The sequence below is a fragment of the Tardiphaga sp. genome, assembly GCF_044340795.1.
Classification (GTDB): domain Bacteria; phylum Pseudomonadota; class Alphaproteobacteria; order Rhizobiales; family Xanthobacteraceae; genus Tardiphaga.
The window spans coordinates 1-16,154 of the sequence record NZ_JBIISY010000138.1; the positions used below are offsets into that span (position 1 = coordinate 1).

At 61.3% G+C, this 16,154-nt stretch carries 17 protein-coding genes; 6 read left to right on the top strand and 11 right to left on the bottom strand.

The window, feature by feature from the left end; translation table 11 throughout:
- From ACIQ17_RS20605 to ACIQ17_RS20635, 7 genes are all read right to left on the bottom strand, one after another.
- A partial coding sequence (locus ACIQ17_RS20605; protein ID WP_398470945.1) for an aldo/keto reductase occupies positions 1-932 on the bottom strand: 932 nt, incomplete at its 3' end.
- Entirely contained in the window at positions 932-1,888 is a 957-nt protein-coding gene (locus ACIQ17_RS20610; protein WP_103098053.1) for a Gfo/Idh/MocA family oxidoreductase, read from the bottom strand. The genes ACIQ17_RS20610 and ACIQ17_RS20605, both read right to left, overlap by 1 nt.
- 27 nt (positions 1,889-1,915) lie before the next feature.
- Positions 1,916-2,824 (bottom strand): class III extradiol dioxygenase subunit beta, encoded by a 909-nt coding sequence (locus ACIQ17_RS20615; protein WP_103098054.1) that lies wholly within the window; start codon positions 2,822-2,824, stop codon positions 1,916-1,918.
- Between the two features lies 1 nt (position 2,825).
- Positions 2,826-3,242, bottom strand: a complete 417-nt coding sequence (gene ligA, locus ACIQ17_RS20620; protein WP_245892739.1) for a protocatechuate 4,5-dioxygenase subunit alpha — start codon at positions 3,240-3,242, stop codon at positions 2,826-2,828.
- Positions 3,239-4,264, bottom strand: coding sequence for an amidohydrolase family protein (locus ACIQ17_RS20625; protein WP_103098055.1), 1,026 nt, complete (start codon positions 4,262-4,264; stop codon positions 3,239-3,241). Before ACIQ17_RS20625 ends, ligA begins: the two co-directional genes overlap by 4 nt.
- A 3-nt stretch (positions 4,265-4,267) precedes the next feature.
- Positions 4,268-5,125 carry an NAD(P)-dependent oxidoreductase gene (locus ACIQ17_RS20630; protein ID WP_103098056.1) on the bottom strand — a complete coding sequence of 286 codons (858 nt, stop codon included), beginning with the start codon at positions 5,123-5,125 and terminating at the stop codon, positions 4,268-4,270.
- Positions 5,126-5,192: 67 nt separating this feature from the next.
- Complete coding sequence (locus ACIQ17_RS20635) at positions 5,193-6,356, bottom strand: LysR substrate-binding domain-containing protein (protein WP_103098057.1); 1,164 nt, start codon at positions 6,354-6,356, stop codon at positions 5,193-5,195.
- A 98-nt stretch (positions 6,357-6,454) separates the two neighbouring features.
- Between ACIQ17_RS20635 and ligK the strand changes: the two genes are divergently transcribed.
- From ligK to ACIQ17_RS20655, 4 genes are read left to right on the top strand one after another with little or no spacing between them, the layout of a single operon-like run.
- On the top strand, positions 6,455-7,129 hold the full coding sequence (gene ligK, locus ACIQ17_RS20640; RefSeq protein ID WP_103098058.1) for a 4-carboxy-4-hydroxy-2-oxoadipate aldolase/oxaloacetate decarboxylase: 675 nt from the start codon (positions 6,455-6,457) through the stop codon (positions 7,127-7,129).
- A complete protein-coding gene (locus ACIQ17_RS20645) occupies positions 7,122-8,186 on the top strand; it encodes a 4-oxalomesaconate tautomerase (protein WP_103098059.1) in 1,065 nt (354 codons plus the stop codon). The genes ligK and ACIQ17_RS20645 overlap by 8 nt, the downstream gene beginning before the upstream one ends.
- Positions 8,179-9,054 carry an amidohydrolase family protein gene (locus tag ACIQ17_RS20650; RefSeq protein ID WP_103098060.1) on the top strand — a complete coding sequence of 292 codons (876 nt, stop codon included), beginning with the start codon at positions 8,179-8,181 and terminating at the stop codon, positions 9,052-9,054. The genes ACIQ17_RS20645 and ACIQ17_RS20650 overlap by 8 nt, the downstream gene beginning before the upstream one ends.
- Positions 9,054-9,254: a hypothetical protein gene (locus tag ACIQ17_RS20655; protein ID WP_145206793.1), complete on the top strand. Its 201-nt coding sequence runs from the start codon at positions 9,054-9,056 to the stop codon at positions 9,252-9,254. Before ACIQ17_RS20650 ends, ACIQ17_RS20655 begins: the two co-directional genes overlap by 1 nt.
- A 118-nt stretch (positions 9,255-9,372) precedes the next feature.
- Here the strand turns inward: ACIQ17_RS20655 and ACIQ17_RS20660 are convergent, their stop codons facing one another.
- From ACIQ17_RS20660 to ACIQ17_RS20670, 3 genes are read right to left on the bottom strand one after another with little or no spacing between them, the layout of a single operon-like run.
- The gene (locus ACIQ17_RS20660) at positions 9,373-10,008 is read right to left on the bottom strand and encodes an MFS transporter (protein ID WP_398470946.1); all 636 of its coding nucleotides are present in this window, start codon (positions 10,006-10,008) and stop codon (positions 9,373-9,375) included.
- Complete coding sequence (locus ACIQ17_RS20665) at positions 9,996-10,565, bottom strand: MFS transporter (RefSeq protein ID WP_103098062.1); 570 nt, start codon at positions 10,563-10,565, stop codon at positions 9,996-9,998. Before ACIQ17_RS20665 ends, ACIQ17_RS20660 begins: the two co-directional genes overlap by 13 nt.
- On the bottom strand, positions 10,562-11,905 hold the full coding sequence (locus tag ACIQ17_RS20670; protein WP_186378973.1) for an MFS transporter: 1,344 nt from the start codon (positions 11,903-11,905) through the stop codon (positions 10,562-10,564). Before ACIQ17_RS20670 ends, ACIQ17_RS20665 begins: the two co-directional genes overlap by 4 nt.
- A 519-nt stretch (positions 11,906-12,424) precedes the next feature.
- Here ACIQ17_RS20670 and ACIQ17_RS20675 point away from each other — a divergent pair.
- Both ACIQ17_RS20675 and ACIQ17_RS20680 read left to right on the top strand, forming a co-directional pair.
- Entirely contained in the window at positions 12,425-13,957 is a 1,533-nt protein-coding gene (locus ACIQ17_RS20675; protein WP_170066013.1) for an alginate export family protein, read from the top strand.
- Positions 13,958-14,044: 87 nt separating this feature from the next.
- Positions 14,045-15,376, top strand: a complete 1,332-nt coding sequence (locus ACIQ17_RS20680) for an MFS transporter (protein ID WP_398470947.1) — start codon at positions 14,045-14,047, stop codon at positions 15,374-15,376.
- Here ACIQ17_RS20680 and ACIQ17_RS20685 read toward each other — a convergent pair.
- On the bottom strand, positions 15,359-16,154 hold a 796-nt coding region (locus ACIQ17_RS20685), incomplete at its 5' end, for a citrate/2-methylcitrate synthase (RefSeq protein ID WP_398470948.1). The two genes, ACIQ17_RS20680 and ACIQ17_RS20685, sit on opposite strands and share 18 nt — an antisense overlap.

Sequence of the window (16,154 nt, forward strand, 5' to 3'; positions counted from 1 at the left end):
CTTACCGTTTCCTGGTTGATCAGCTTGCCAACGCGATCGAGCACCTCGGCCCGGATGACTATGTCCGTCGCCGCATGGTTTCGATCGAAATGCCCGATCGAACGCGTGCCCGGAATGACATGCAAATGGGCGCCGCGTGAGAGCACCCATGCGAGAGAAAGTTGGGCAGGGGTCACACCGTTTGCCGCGGCCAGCGCATCGAATTGATCGATCAGCGCTCGGTTCGCCGGCCAGTTCTCGGGCAGGAAGCGGGGATGCGACCGGCGCAGATCTTTCTCCGTGAGCGTTCCGATATCCCGCAGTTCACCCCCCAACGCTCCGCGCGCTATGGGCGAGAAGGCGACCATGGCAATGCCAAGTTCGTCGGTGGCGCCCAGCACGCCGAGTTCGATGTTGCGGGTCCACGGCGAGTATTCCGTCTGCACCGCCGCCATCGGATGGACGGCGTGGGCCTCGCGGATGTGTGTGCTTGACCATTCCGACACGCCGTAAGAACCGATCTTGCCCGCCTCGATCGCGCGAACCATCGCGCCGACCGAATCCGCGATCGGCACTTTGGGGTCGAAGCGGTGCATGTAAAACAGATCGACGTGATCGGTGCGAAGGCGCTTCAAGCTGGCATCGAGCGAGGCCGTGATCGCCGCCGGGCTGCAGTCGATCCCCCGGTGCGGGCCATCGACGAGTATGCCGGTCTTGGTCGCGAGCAGAAACTCGTCGCGCCGGTCCATGATGGCTTCGCCGAGGATATCCTCGCTCGCGCCGCTGCCGTAGATGTTGGCGGTGTCGAAATGATCGCAGCCGCTGTCCAGCGCGTGGCGGAACAGGGCCAGCGCATCCTCGCGCGAAGGCGGGTTGCCGTAGGCCCAAGCGACGTTCATGCAGCCAAGGCCAACGCAATGGACCCGCCGGTCCGCGAGGATGCGCGTCGTCATCAGGACCAGCCGTCCTGCGCTTCGAGGCTGGCGGCTAGTTCGCCAATCACGCGGTAGCAGTCGAGCACCTTGCCCACCGACGAGTTGGGTTCGCGTCCTTCACGGATCGCGGCGATGAATTCGCGGTCCTGCAGTTCGATGCCGTTGTTGGATACGGCTACGCCGGTCAGGTCGATCGGTTCTTCCTTGCCGTTCACAAGGTCGTCGTATCGCGCGATGTAGGTGGCGTTATCGCCGATGTAGCGGAAGAAGGTGCCCAGCGGGCCGTCGTTGTTGAACGAAAGCGATAGGGTGCAGATCGCGCCCGTTTCCGCCTTGAGCTGGATCGACATGTCCATGGCGATGCCGAGTTCCGGGTGCTTGGGCCCCTGCAACACGTTGGCGGCGACGATCCGGCCCGACTGGTAGGCGAACAAGTCTATCGTGTGCGCGGCATGGTGCCACAGGAGGTGGTCGGTCCAGGAACGCGGCTGGCCCTTTGCGTTGATGTTCTTGCGGCGGAAGAAGTACGTCTGCACGTCCAGCTGTTGCAGCGTCAGCTCGCCTGCGGCGATCTTGTTGTGCACGTACTGGTGCGAAGGATTGAAACGGCGGGTGTGGCCGACCATGCAGACGAGGCCGGTTTCCTTCTGCTTGGCGACGACCGTCTCGGCATCCGCCCAGCTGTCCGACAACGGGATTTCCACCTGCACGTGCTTGCCGGCATCCATGCAGGCGATCGCCTGCTCGGCGTGCATCTGCGTGGGGGTGCACAGGATCACCGCATCGACGTCGGGCAGGGCCAGTGCTTCGGCAAGGTCGGTGCCGGAGTGCGGGGCGCCGTACTTCGCGGCGACTTCGGCGGCCTGCTCGGCCGACCGGCTGATGACCGAGGCGATTTCCACGCCGTCGATGTTCTTGAGGCCGTCGAGGTGCTTTTCACCGAAAGCACCGGCGCCCACGAGGGCTATGCGCATGGTATTCTCCTTGGAAATGGATGAAATTCAGATCGCAGCCTGCGCTGCGGCATTGTTGCCTTCCAGCGTGGGGCTGGGCGGCACCGTGCCGTCCACCGGTTCAAGCACGATATGCCCGATCGCGGTGTTGGAGCACGGCACATGGTAATGGCGATGCAGCGCCTTCGTCTCGCGGCCCAGCGCGCCGCGCATGATCAGCCACATCACCATTTCGATACCTTCCGAGCCGGTTTCGCGCAGGTATTCGATATGCGGGATCGTGCGTAGCTTTTGCGTGGTGCCGACCATGCCGTCGAGGAACATGTTGTCCCACTCGGCATTGATCAGCCCGGCGCGCGGCCCCTGAAGCTGGTGGCTCATGCCGCCGGTGCCCCAGATTTGGACGTTGAGGTCCTCCCCGAAAGATGCGACGGCGCGCGCGATCGCTTCGCCCAGCGCCCAGCAGCGGTTGCCCGATGGCGGCGGATACGTGACCACGTTGACGGCCAGCGGAATGACTTTGGCGGGCCAGTTCTCAGGCGCGCCGTACATCATCGTCAGCGGCACGGTCAGGCCATGGTCGACGTCCATCTCATTGATGATGGTCATGTCGAATTCGTCGAGGATCAGGCTCTGGGCGATGTGCCAGGCGAGATCAGGGTGGCCCTCCACATCGGGCACCTTGCGCGGACCCCAGCCTTCGTCGGCAGGCTTGTAGCGTTCGCCACAGCCGATCGCGAATGTCGGGATGATCTTCATGTCGAAGGCGGATGCGTGGTCGTTGTAGACCAGGATCACGACGTCGGGCTTGTTTTCTGCTCGCGCGATCCACTCGCGCGTCCAGTCGTAGCCTGCGAAGATCGGGCCGAAATAGGCGTCGCGATCCTTGCCGGTATCGGCAGCGACGCCCAGAAGCGGCACGTGGCTGGTGGCGATGCCTGCGGTTATGCGGGCCATTTCAATAGTTCCCCTTGATCGAGCGCACACCTTCAGGCGAGCGGCCCCCGGCGTCCATCATCGCCTTGTATTCTTCCACGCTCATGCCGGTCATCGTCGAGACGGCCTGCAGGAAGCTGAGGCCATCGGTGGAGAAGACTTTGGACAGGAAGTAGATGTTGCCGCCCAGATCGAGCAGGCGGTTATAGTCGCGCGCGAGCACGGCTTCCCGCTGATCCTGAGTCATCGGCCATTCGTTCAGATAGGCGCGTTCGTCCGCCAGCCAGCGCGTGCGGTTCTCCGCTTTCATCAGGCTCATCGCGAACTGGTTCAGATGATAGCCCTGACGCGCCCGCGCGGCGGTGTAGACGCGCGTGCCGGGAATATCGTCGAACGCGCCGAGGTATTCGTGAATGTCGCTCACAGGCTTGTCGGTCACAGGCCGCGCTCTTTCAATTGGGCGTCGAGGCGCGGGAAGACCTTGCGCGTGTTCCCTTCGAAGATCGCGTGGCGCTCCTCGTCGCTGATGTCGAGCGCGTCGACATAGCGCTTGGTGTCGTCGAAATAATGGCCCGTCTGCGGATCGATGCCGCGCACGGCGCCGACCATCTCGGAGCCGAACAGGATGTTCTTGTTGGCGATCACATCGGCCAGCAGGTCGATGCCGGGCTGGTGATAGACGCAGGTGTCGAAGAACACGTTGTTCATGATATATTCGTCAAGGCTGGGCTTCTTCAGCATGTCTGCCAGCCCGCGATAACGGCCCCAGTGATAAGGCACTGCGCCGCCGCCATGCGGAATGATGAAACGCAGCTTGGGGAACTTCGCGAAGAGGTCGCCCTGCATCAACTGCATGAAGGCCACGGTGTCCGCCGCGATGTAGAAGCCGCCGGTGGCGTGCATCGCCGGGTTGCACGAACCCGAAACGTGGATCATCGCGGGCACGTCCAGTTCGGACATGACTTCGTAGATCGGGAACCAGTATTCGTCGGTCAGCGGCGGGTGCTCAAAATGGCCGCCGCCCGGATCGGGATTGAGGTTGCAGCCGATGAAGCCCAGTTCCTCAACGCAGCGGCGCAGTTCCTTGATGGAGGCCGTCAGGTCCGCCTTGGGCGACTGGGGCAGCATGCACACGCCCACGAACGTCTCGGGGAACATCGCGACCACACGGGCGATCAGGTTGTTGCAGTGGAAGGCCCACTCTTCGGAAATCGCCTGATCGCCGACGTGGTGCGCCATGGCCGAAGCGCGGGGGGAGAAGATCGTCAGGTCGGCGCCGCGTTCCTTGATGAGCTTCAGCTGGTTCTGCTCGATCGTCTCGCGGATTTCCTCGTCGGAAATCTCGGGGTAAGCGGGGATCGGTTCGCCTGCCTTGAACGCGGCAATCTGGGCCTCGCGCCAGGCGTCGTGGGCTTTGGGCAGGACGGTGTAGTGACCGTGACAGTCGATGACGAGCGACATGGCTCAGTTCTCTCCCTTAGGTGTAGCGGTAATGGCGGCGAGCTTCGCTGCGAAGCCCTCCGGCAGTGGTTCGATGTCCAGATCGCCAAGTGCCTGCTGGCGGGCGACGCTGTTTTCAGTCATCAGCGGGTCGATGCCCAGATCGCGCAACATCTGCGCAGCCTCGGCCATTTCAGCGGCGCGGCGGCGGCCATGGACCAGCATACGGTCGAGGTTGTAGTCGGCACGTTCCGCCCAGGAAATCGACTTCTCACTAGCGTCCAGAGAGGCGAGGACGGCATCGGCGACACCTTCGGCATGGGCGGCCAGCATCATCTCGGCGGTCAGCGCCTCCACGCCCTTGACCATGACCGAGCGCACCAGCTTGATCGCGGAGGCGCGGCCGATCGCATCGCCAACAACGGCGATTCTGGTGAAGCCCGCATCATGCAAGGCGCTTTTCGCCTCCGCCGCATCAGGGCCGGATATGTTGAGCGGCACGGCCATGCGGGCCGGGTTGACCGGGGCCATCACGGCAACGTCAACATAGCGCCTGCCAGCGTCCGCAAAGGCGCGGGCGGCCTCTCGCTTGGTGCCGGGCGCGACGGAGTTCATGTCGCAGAACAGGGCGTCCGGTGCGATAAGCCCGGCGCATTCCTGCGCGACATGCAGCGCCTGATCGGCGGTCACCAGCGAAAGGACCAGCGATGCGCCGGAGAGCGCCTGCGCCGCCCTGTCGCAGGACGTCACGCCCAGTTCGTCGATCGCGGGACGACGGGCAGCGGCAACGTCAAACGCTGCGGCTTGCGATTCCCATCCGGCGGCGCTGGCGAAAGTCGACCCGGCCTCGCCGAAGCCGATCAGGGCTATTGTTCCTCTCATGCCGCTCTAGGTGGCGGCGCGGCCTTTGCGCGGCAAATCGGAACTGGCGAAGGGCTATAAGACTGCGCTAACTTTGTGTGATGCCGCATTCGCGGGAGGCGGCTTCTAGATCGGCGAAGAATTCCGACTGGACCTCGGTGGGAAGCAGCGAGGCGCGGGTCGTCATGCCGATTGTACGGGCGAAGCGTTCGGGCAGGCGGGCCAGCGGACGCAGCCATTCGGCCTCCACTTCCACGGATACCTGATCGGGCGACAGCAGCGTTATGAAGTCCGTTCCCATCAGGACCTGACGGATCATCATGACGGACCCGGACTCGACCGGAACCGGCGGCAAAGGCAAGCCAAGGTTCGTGAAATAGCCCTCGAAACCGTCCCGCAGCGGAGTGCCGCGCGGTGCGAGCGTAAAGGGAAACCGCGCCATGTCCGCGCCACTCAGTGAAGCCCCGGCCAAAGGATGGCCATGGCGCGCATAGAAGGCCGGAACGTCATCGAACAGGCGGTGCTGGGCAAGGTCCGGTTCGGTAAGGGGTTCGCGCAAGGCCCCCACCATGACGTCGATCACGCCGCTCCGCAGCGGCTCGACCAGTTCCGCGCGCGATCCTTCGACGATGGTGAGCCGAACCTGCGGCCTGCGCGCAAGAAACCGCGCGACGGCGGCGGGCAGGATGCGGGCGCGCGAAAGCGGCATGGCGCCGATGGCGATGCGCCGGGTTTCGTGTCCGCGCAGGGCCATGACTTCGGACAGGCCCGCTTCCAGCTCCACTTGCGCCAGCCGAAATTCGCGCGCCAGTTGGTTGCCCGCGTCCGTGGTGATCGCGAACTTGCCCCGGCGGCTCACCAGCGCACGGCGCAGCGCCAGCGACAAGTCGCTGACCGCCCGGTGGATGGACGGCACTGACAGACCCGTCGCCTGACTGGCCCCGGTGTAACTGCCCGTCTCCGCCACCGAAAGCATCGCGCGCATCCGGGACATGGTGACGTGCGGACTGCGCACATGGGCCAGCGCGGCGGCGATGCGAGGGCTGAGGATTTCGCCAGCGCGCGTCGGGATCATACCGTCATGGCGGCGCTCGAACAGCGGCAGGCCAAGCGTGTCCTCCAGACGGCCCAATGCCTGTGTTATCGCAGGCTGGCTAAGGTTCACGGCGCTGGCAGCGGCATTGACCGTTCCCAAACGGGCAATTCGCTCCACCGCATGAAGGTGCCGCAGGTTCAGAGTCCAGATGTCCATGCACCCACTCTTAGCCAAATCCTATCGCACTTTCCAAAGTTCTCTTTCCGTTGTGGCACCGCCTTCGCCATCTCGGGACAAAACTAGGAGTGCATGTCATGAGTGGTATCGTCGTCCAGAACATAGAGCGTGCCGATCCGGCGGTGATCGACGGTCTTGCCAAGTGCGGCGTGGCCACCGTCCACGAAGCGCAGGGCCGCACGGGCCTTCTCGCCAGCTATATGCGCCCGATCTACAGCGGTGCGCGTATCGCAGGGTCGGCGGTGACGATCAGCGCGGCGCCGGGCGACAACTGGATGGTGCACGTCGCCATCGAACAGCTCAAGGACGGCGATATCCTGCTGCTCGCTCCGACCAGCCCTTGCGAAGACGGCTACTTCGGCGACCTTCTGGCCACCAGTGCGCAGGCGCGCGGCTGCCGTGGCCTTATCATCGACGCAGGCGTGCGCGATGTGCGCGACCTGACCGAGATGAACTTCCCCGTCTGGTCCAAGGCGGTCTATGCGCAAGGCACCGTCAAGAACACGCTGGGTTCGGTCAACGTGCCGGTGGTCTGCGCGAATGCCGCGGTGCAGCCGGGCGACGTGATCGTGGCTGACGACGACGGCGTCTGCGTGGTCCCGCGCGAAAAGGCCGCAGAAGTGCTTGCCGCCGCGCAGGCCCGCGAAGCCAACGAAGGCGAAAAGCGCGAGAAGCTGGCGAACGGCGTGCTTGGCCTCGATATGTATAAGATGCGTGAGCGTCTGGAGAAGGAAGGTCTGAAGTATGTCTGACCCTTCCGTCAGCGCTCCCTGCATGTGGATGCGCGGCGGGACGTCCAAGGGTGGGTACTTCCTGAAGGACGATCTGCCCGCCGACCCGGCGGCGCGCGATGCCTTTCTGCTGGGCGTCATGGGGTCCCCCGATCCGCGCCAGATCGACGGCATGGGCGGCGCCGATCCGCTGACCAGCAAAGTCGCCGTCGTGGCGAAATCTGCGCGCGAAGGGATCGACGTCGATTACCTGTTCCTGCAGGTCTTCGTCGACAAGGCTGTCGTCACTGACGCGCAGAACTGCGGCAATATCCTTGCAGGGATCGGTCCCTTCGCGATCGAGCGTGGACTTGTGGCTGCGACCGGCGATGAAACGCGGGTGGCGATCTACATGGAGAACACCGGGCAGGTTGCCGTCGCCACCGTGAAGACGCCGGGTGGTACGGTGACTTACGCAGGCGATGCCGCCATCGACGGCGTGCCCGGAACCCATGCCCCGGTGCCGCTGGAGTTTCGCGATACAGCCGGTTCCTCATGCGGCGCGCTGCTGCCTACCGGCAATGCGGTCGATGTGGTGAACGGCGTGCCGGTTACCCTGATCGACAACGGCATGCCCTGCGTGGTGTTCAAGGCCGAGGACGTGGGCGTCACCGGTTACGAGGATCGCGAAACGCTTGATGCCGATGCAGAACTCAAGGCGCGGATAGAGGCGATCCGCCTTGCGGTGGGTGAACGGATGAATCTGGGCGACGTGACGGACAAGTCCGTGCCCAAGATGATGCTCGTCGCGCCGCCCAAGAATGGCGGGGCGGTGACGGTGCGCAGCTTCATCCCGCATCGCGCCCATGCGACGATCGGCGTGCTGGGCGCGGTATCGGTGGCGACGGCCTGCCTGCTCGAAGGTTCACCCGCTGCCGAAGTGGCGCATGTTCCGGCGGCTGCGCGCAAGACCCTATCGGTCGAACACCCGACCGGTGAGATGACCTGCGTGCTCGAAACCGATGAAAACGGCGCGGTTACCAGCGCTGCTCTGCTGCGCACTGCGCGCAAGCTGATGGATGGGATTGTCTATGTCTGATCGTATCGTTTCCTGGCACGGCGCTCCGTCGAAGCCGCTCTACACCCCGCCTGCAGGCGCGATCGACGCGCATTGCCATGTCTTCGGGCCGATGGCGCAGTTCCCGTTCAGCGCCAAGGCGAAGTATCTGCCCGAGGACGCCGGGCCGGACATGCTGTTCGCCCTGCGCGATCATCTGGGCTTTGCCCGCAACGTGATCGTGCAGGCAAGCTGCCACGGCACGAACAATGCCGCCACGCTTGATGCCATCGCCAAAAGTGAGGGCAAGGCACGCGGCGTTGCCGTTGTCGATCCGGCGATCTCGGAAAGCGAGCTTGCGGCCCTGCACGAAGGCGGCATTCGCGGCATCCGCTTCAACTTCCTCAAGCGTCTTGTCGACGATGCGCCCAAGGACAAGTTCCTCGAAGTGGCCAACCGCCTGCCGAAAGGCTGGCATGTCGTGATCTATTTCGAGGCGGACATTCTTGAGGAACTGCGCCCCTTCATGGACGCGATCCCGGTGCCGCTGGTGATCGATCACATGGGCCGCCCCGACGTGACGCAGGGGCCGGACGGCCCCGACATGAAGGCGTTCCGCGCGTTCCTGAACAGCCGTGATGACATATGGTTCAAGGCGACGTGCCCCGACCGTCTCGATCCGACTGGCGATCCGTGGGATGCCTTTGCGGAGGCCGTGGCGCCGCTGGTCGCGGATTATCAGGACCGCGTGCTGTGGGGCACTGACTGGCCGCACCCCAACATGCAGGACGCGATCCCTGACGACGGGCATCTGGTCGACATGATCCCGCGCATCGCGCCGACGCCGGAACTGCAGCGCAAACTGCTGGTGACCAATCCGATGCGCCTGTATTGGCCTGAGGAAATGTGATGCGGTTGCCTGCCAGAGCGATCCGGCGGGCAAGCGCATCATCTAAATATTCCAGCTACGGTGCCGCTATCGCAGCCTTATCTCAAGCTTTCACCAAGAACGGCTGTTTGGAGTTGAACAGTGAGATGAATTCAATTTCGGCCGCGAAGCCAGTTGAGTTGCGCATGAACTACGTGATCGATGCGAGTGCATTTCGTTGAATCGGGAATAGTTTTGAGCGAGGTTTTGTAATTGCTGACACATCGAGCTTGCAGTGTAAGATGCTATATTTGGAAAATTAATCCAACATAAAAATATTATAAAAGATTGTAAATCGACTTAAGGATTTCGATTGGAATCGTGATAATGTATGCTGAGGAGCAAGCCCAAACTCGATGCTGCTCCGAAGGCGCCGAATAAGTATATCATGTCGGCATCGAATTTGGCAACTAACATGCCGACAATTGGGCCGGTGATTGCCAGCGAACCGTCGAAGAAGGCCGAATAGAGGCCTATTACCCTGCCCTTAAATTGCACTGGGAGGGCGTTCATTGAGATGATACCCATTGCAGGAAAAACGAGTGAGTAGCCTATACCGCTAGCAATAGCGCCTAAAACGGAAAGCCACTGGCTGGTGGCGAGGAAAAGGGAGAGTTGACCTGCCAACAGGATCATGCACGATATCCGTGACACTGTCATCAGACCGTATCGAAGGATGAGACGTGCCCCGACCAAGCGGACGGTAATGAACGCGGCGCTAAAGGCTAACAATGCGGCGCCTGCTCCATGCCAAGCACGAGCTTCGAATGCTAGAGTGATGAAGCCGGACATGGCAGCGGTCGGAAGGGTAGCAAACGCCAGAACAAGGCCAGGACGCCAGATGCGAGCAAGGACCGCGAAAACCGTAGCGCCCTTCGATGAGGGATTTGGTGCACTGGTGGTTTTAGGAAGCGTGAGCGCAATCAACGTCGCCAAGCAGACCGGCCCCCCCCGACGAACGCGACCGAAGCAAAGCCGGAAGTCGTCATAAGTTCGACACCTACAAATCCACCGACACCGATCGCCAGAAACATTGCGAGGCCTTGTCGTGCCATCACTTGTCCTGAATTCGATATCCCCGATAGATTTATCGCCCAAACCATCGCGCTTATGAGCAGAAAGCTCTCTCCAATGCCTGCGAATACACGGCCGCAAAGTAGAAGGCCAAGTGAGACAAGGGTATAAGCGGAGCCAGTGAGGGTACTGCCCAGATACAGGCCTGTCGAAAGCAGCAGAACCGGCATGGCGGCTAAGGCAATGGGGCGCGCACCGTGCCTGTCTACCATGGATCCTGCTGCGTGGCGGGACAGGATCGTGGCGAGCGACTGCGAACCGAAAGCCAAACCCGCCAAGGTCGACCCGAGCCCTAACTCCTGCCGCACAAAAGACACGATCGCCGGAAGAGGAATTCCAATGGCGAGAAAGCCCGTGAAAACCATAAAGACAAACGAAAGAGACCGGGCCTTCGGTGCGGCAGGCGAGGCTTCGATCATCCTGCGGCAGTCACTTGCATTGTTTGCTCGGTCGCCGTGTGGCGCTCGGCGGCCCGGGTGCGGCGGTTTATCGAGGCGCCCAACCCGATTGCAGCGAAGGCCGCTATCACTGGGAACACGGCGAGGACAAAATAGACATCGCTGCCTGCAACGCCGACGGAAAGAAGCGATGCCACAAGCATCGGCGACATAACCTGGCCCAGCCGCGAGGAGGCCATTCCCCAACCGAGCCCGGTGGTGCGGATTTCGGTTGGGTACAGGGTAGCGGCGATCGAATGCGCTCCCGAACCCCCGATACCGATGAGCAGTCCCACGCCGGCGGCCGCGCCAAGGACGAGCGTGAAGCTGTGCCCCGCGATGCCCAGAAGGGCAACGGAACCAGCGCCTAGCATGAGCGCCGGCGCCAGAGCCCTCGCGGCGCCGAAACGATCGACGAGATGTCCGGCCACTGCCATTCCCAATGCACAGCCGAGGTTGAAACTTGCCTGGGCTAAGGCGGCATCCGAAACGCCAAAGCCGATATCGGTAAGCAGGCTTGGCAGCCACACGACCATGATCTTCGTCATTGCATAACAAAAGAAATACAGCACCCACAAAAGCATGGTCGATGCGAGCAATCCATTCGTGAAAAGGCGCGAGATCGGTACTTTGGTCTTGCGGGCGGCAATGGGCGTTGCCGTCTGTTCCGAAGCCTCGATGGTGATCCCCAAGGATGCAGCTATGCGTTTGATGCTGTCTTCGCGCCCGCCCTTTGACAGCAGGAAGCGAAGCGATTCCGGCAGATAGAAACACAGGACAATAAGCGTGAGAAACGGCATGAGTGCGCCGATGTAGAAAACCCAACGCCAGTCGTAGGAGGCCAGAAGGTAAGCGCTGACAACGCCGCCGATCGATGCTCCCAGGGGATAGCCTGCGAAGATTGCACTGGCGACCGTGCCTCGCAGCCTCAGGGGCGCGTATTCAGACCCCAAGGCAAGGACGCAGGGTATGGCGCCGGCTAATGCGATGCCTGCTGCAAACCGCACCAGCAGAAGCCCGGCAAAGGTTGGCGTCAGGGCCGTCAGATAAGTGAATATTGTAATGCCGGAAAGCGCAACGAGCGTCGCGGTCTTGCGACCAAATCGATCTGCAAATGGTCCAAAACCCAGTGCTCCGAGGGTCGCACCGATCTGCGCGATCGAAAAAATCAGTCCAAGGGAGGTTTTCGTCAGCCCGAGGTCTTTGGCCATCAGCGGCGCCACAACCCCGATCGATTGATTGTCGATCCCGTCAAGCAGTGCCACCAGGGCGCACAATACAAAAGTTCTGATCTGCATTGCGCCCAGCGGTGCGTCATCCAATTGCGCTAGCGCAGACGTCCGCTCGTTGGCGGGGGCTCCTATCCCAGGCATTCCAGTCTCCAGATTTGCCGCTGTGGCATGGTCGCAGCGGAACTTTCTCGCCTCCGTCGCAACCGATCTTTACGTCGGCTTGCTGATCAGAGACTCGAGCGAGAATACCTCTAGATAGAAGTAATGCAAGAGCCATCCGCGATCTTTCTTGGCAAGGGGGAGGGACGGGCAAACGCCTTTGCGGATCGACCTCGACCTCGCTTCGGTTCGCATGTCAGGCCAGAAAAGTAAGGAAAACCAATACGGTGGGCTGCTACCCCCTTCAGGTGCGAAGATTTTCAGATGATTGCAAAAAACATCTATATCGAACTATATAACTTTGATATAGAATGATTTCTGATGTGTTTCCGGGGGCGGCGGGGCATCTCAGTGGCCGCCTGCACGGCTCAGGTAACAGCGTTCCTGGCGTGCCGGGGCCCCATAAAAATAGCGACCGCAACGACGGTCACCCTGCGAGAGGATTCAAGAATGGGTGCCTTTTCTGGTGCAGTCACCGGGTTTTTGATTGTTGCGTGCGCTTGTGAGGCGAGCGCGCAGGAAAGTGCTGCGCCAGCAGTTCGCGACAAGCCTCGCGAGGAAAAGGGGGTCGTGAGCCAGACTTCATCAGGCTCTCGTGTTACTCCTGAGAACGAGCCGTACCCGATGCAGGCGGCAGGCTGGGGGCCTGCTGCCGGACCGTTCTTTGTCGAACGATGGGCTGAAGACTGGTCTCGACTAAGGCGTGATGGTGAGGCCCCTGCCTTAAAGGCCATGCCCCTGATCGGCGACGATGTGACCTTGACGCTCAGCGCGGAAGCGCGCGTTCGCATCGACGCTTACGACGACGCCGCGTTGATGGAAGGAAACGATTTCAGTCAGTTGGAGTCTCGCGTAGTCACTGGTGCCGACATGCATCTGGGAGAGCATCTTCGTGTGTATGGTGAACTTGGGAGCGCTCAGGTCGGTGGCCATGGGAACGGCTTTACGCCGAACTATAGAGGCACGGTCACTCCTGGAAATTACCGGAATGATGTGGCGGTCCAGCAATTATTTGCAGAGGCGGCAACGCATGTCGGTGATTATCTGATCGGTGCGATGGTTGGACGGATGGAGTTCTCCGATGGACCGCGACAGTTGATCGCAATCAGCGACGGCCCCAATCTGCATCGGACATGGAATGGTCTCAGAACATACGTGCACGGTCGCAATTTTCGCGTCGGCGCCTTCTCGTATAAAGTGACGCGGCTTGGCAATGGTGCCTTCGATGAACAGGTAAATGGCGATGAACGTCTTAAGGGTGTGAACGCCAGTATCGTTGTCGCCCGCGGAAAGGGAGCGGGAAATATCTACCTCGATCCCTTTCTATTTGTGACATCGAATGTCAGGGGCTTGGCTGGCCCATCGCAAGGGGCCGACAAGCGCAAGAGTTTTGGCATACGTTTGTGGGGCAGCCGTGGTCCCGTGTCGGTGGACTGGACCGCCATTCGTCAGACGGGTGAGCACAAGGGCCGAAACATCGATGCCTGGGCCGCGTCGTTGGTTCAAAGCGTCCTCGTGAAGGAAAAGGGCGTTCGAGTTCGTGCCGGATTTCGTCTTGATATGGGCTCAGGAGGCAACAGCTTCGACCCGGATGGCCCTATCAAGAGCTTCAATCAGCTTTACGCGAGCTCGAATTATCTGGGTGAAGGTTTGCTCATCAGTCAGAGCAACGTCGCTATATTGGCACCGACCATTGCCGTTATTCCCACAAGAGGGGTGACTATCACCGCTGATTACGCTTTTCTTCACCGTCTGGCCCGCAATGACGCAGTCTATGGCGGTCTGATGCGACCTTATGCTGGAACACAGAACGTTTCCGGTCGGACGGTAGGCTCGCAAGCCAGGGTCGTGGCTTCCTGGGCAGTAAACGACCACGTTACCTTGTCTGCCGAAAGCGAGCATCTCTTTGCCGGCAACGTCCTGAAGCGGGCGGGCTATGGCGGTGGGACTTATGGCATGATGAGCCTGACGCTGCGATATTGAGCGGCTTTTCAGCACCGACATGGACGAAAGGCATGCGCGATGAGTTTGGGTGAGCCATACCGGGGGCTTGCGCCGCGAAAGCGTTGGATGGCGGCGGCGGCAATGTGGTTGGCCATCGGCATGACAACTATCGACGGCTCGATTACAAATGTCGCGCTGCCTGCGATTGGCGCGGCGCTCGATGTTTCGCCTGCTGCTTCCATCTGGATCGTGAATGCCTATCAGATCGCGGTCATGATGACTTTGCTTCCGCTCGCGGCTCTGGGCGAGTGGATTGGCTACCGCAAGGTCTATCAGGCGGGGCTGATTTGTTTCGTGATCGCATCGATCGGCTGTTCACTGTCGAGCAACCTGGAGGGGTTGGCGATATGCAGGGCGCTTCAGGGGCTTGGTGCGGGCGGGGTCATGTCCGTCAATGGCGCCCTTATTCGATATATCTATCCGCAATCCAGGGTCGCACGCGGCATAGGCTACAATGCTCTTGTCGTCGCCATTGCCTCGGCAGCCGGCCCCACTGTCGCTGCCGTGCTGCTGCGGGTTGCAGAGTGGCCGATCCTCTTTGCGATAAACCTGCCTATCGGCGCGTTATCGCTTTTAGCGGGTTGGCGGGCGCTGCCTGACGAGACGGGTGGCGCCAAAGGCTTTGCCAAGGTCCAGGCTGTTCTTTGCGCCGCAGGACTGGGGATGCTTGCGCTGTCGTTCATCAATCTCGCGCAGTGGCGCTTGAGTTATGCAACCGTATTCGAGGCTACTTTCGGCGTGGCTGCGCTTGTAGTTCTGGTGCGCAAGCAAAGGAATTCCGGCAAGCCGATGCTTCCCGTCGACCTGCTGGCTTATCCCGCCTTACGTCTTGCCTACCTTGCCTCGCTGCTTACGTTTGCTGCTCAGACGATGGCTCTCATCGCTTTGCCCTTTCTTTTGAATTTCAGGTTCGGCATCGACACCTTTATGACCGGGCTGATCATTACACCCTGGGCATTCGCCGTCGCTGCAGGCGCGCTGGCCTCTGGCAGGATTTCCATGCATTCTCCACTGGATGCGCTCGCGACTTGCGGTCTTCTCCTGTTTACCTTGGGATTGGTCTGTTTCACGTTTGTGCCGACAGGAAATCATCTGGTCAGCCTGCTCGGCTGTTCGCTCATAAGCGGCCTTGGATTTGGCTTGTTTCAGACCCCCAACAATCGAACGATGCTGGCCTCGGGGCCATTGGAGCGCAGTGGAGCTGCTGCCGGCATGCAGGCAAGCGCGCGCTTGACGGGTCAGACCATCGGTGCAGCTCTCATGGCGTGCAGCTTCCATTTCTTCGGCGCCGGGTCGGACGCGGGCCTTTCAATGGCCGCGCTCCTTGCGCTTTTGGCTGCGCTTGTGGCCGGTCTCAAGGCTCGGCGTGCCAAAGCGAGCTTAGCCCAAGGAACTTAGCCCGACGAACTTAGCTCTGGGCCGCAATATCCTTCCATCGAGACGCTGCTCGAGAATGTGCGCAACAAGGCCGGGCAGTCGCGCCAGGACGAACAGCCCGGCGCTGGAACCGTGCGGAAAGCCAAGCCCGGTCGTCAGGGCGAGGATCGCCAACTCATGGCGAGGGTGGATCTCAAATTCGCGAGCGATCGTTTCAGCGTAGAGCAGGATATTCTCCCCATCTTGCGTTGCCGGGCCACATTGGCGCATCAACTGGAAAAGATGTTCGGCTCTGGGGTCGCCTGCCGGGTAGAGGGGGTGTCCAAATCCCAGCGGGGAACTGCCTGACCGGATGGCGGCGCGCGCACGTTCGATGATCCGGCTGGCATCGCCGGATCGCACAAACACCTGTTCCATCTGGGCATAATGGCGTCCGATTTCGCTCCCGGTCATCGTGCAGAGCGCTGCCGTGACGCAGGAATGGAGAGGGGCGCCGCTTGATGCAGCGATCCGCGCTGCGAATGTGCCCGGGGACAGTTCGTGATCTGCAAACAGCACGAGCAAAGCCTCGATTATCCCGCTGACCAGATCGCAATTCGCAGGAACGAAGGCCCGAGCGATGCAATCGGAGATTTTTTCTTCAGGCAGCAATTCAGTTCGCGGGGCGCTGCGGTTCAGTAAGGAAAGTGAGCAGGCTGTCGCTTGTATGAGCTCGCGGGCGGCGTGGAGTGTATCGCCCTTGCGCAAGCGGGCAGATGCCGTCCCGCGAGCCATGCCAAGCTCGATCGTCAACCTGGCG

Excerpts from the sequence above, each read along its gene's own strand:
- ACIQ17_RS20665 (WP_103098062.1), bottom strand. The coding sequence starts at position 10,565 with ATGATCGAAGCCTCGCCTGCCGCACCGAAGGCCCGGTCTCTTTCGTTT.
- ACIQ17_RS20615 (WP_103098054.1), bottom strand. The coding sequence starts at position 2,824 with ATGGCCCGCATAACCGCAGGCATCGCCACCAGCCACGTGCCGCTTCTG.
- ACIQ17_RS20610 (WP_103098053.1), bottom strand. The coding sequence starts at position 1,888 with ATGCGCATAGCCCTCGTGGGCGCCGGTGCTTTCGGTGAAAAGCACCTC.
- ACIQ17_RS20645 (WP_103098059.1), top strand. The coding sequence starts at position 7,122 with ATGTCTGACCCTTCCGTCAGCGCTCCCTGCATGTGGATGCGCGGCGGG.
- ligK (WP_103098058.1), top strand. The coding sequence starts at position 6,455 with ATGAGTGGTATCGTCGTCCAGAACATAGAGCGTGCCGATCCGGCGGTG.
- ACIQ17_RS20630 (WP_103098056.1), bottom strand. The coding sequence starts at position 5,125 with ATGAGAGGAACAATAGCCCTGATCGGCTTCGGCGAGGCCGGGTCGACT.
- ACIQ17_RS20650 (WP_103098060.1), top strand. The coding sequence starts at position 8,179 with ATGTCTGATCGTATCGTTTCCTGGCACGGCGCTCCGTCGAAGCCGCTC.
- ACIQ17_RS20635 (WP_103098057.1), bottom strand. The coding sequence starts at position 6,356 with ATGGACATCTGGACTCTGAACCTGCGGCACCTTCATGCGGTGGAGCGA.
- ACIQ17_RS20625 (WP_103098055.1), bottom strand. The coding sequence starts at position 4,264 with ATGTCGCTCGTCATCGACTGTCACGGTCACTACACCGTCCTGCCCAAA.
- ACIQ17_RS20680 (WP_398470947.1), top strand. The coding sequence starts at position 14,045 with ATGGCGGCGGCGGCAATGTGGTTGGCCATCGGCATGACAACTATCGAC.
- ACIQ17_RS20655 (WP_145206793.1), top strand. The coding sequence starts at position 9,054 with ATGCGGTTGCCTGCCAGAGCGATCCGGCGGGCAAGCGCATCATCTAAA.
- ACIQ17_RS20675 (WP_170066013.1), top strand. The coding sequence starts at position 12,425 with ATGGGTGCCTTTTCTGGTGCAGTCACCGGGTTTTTGATTGTTGCGTGC.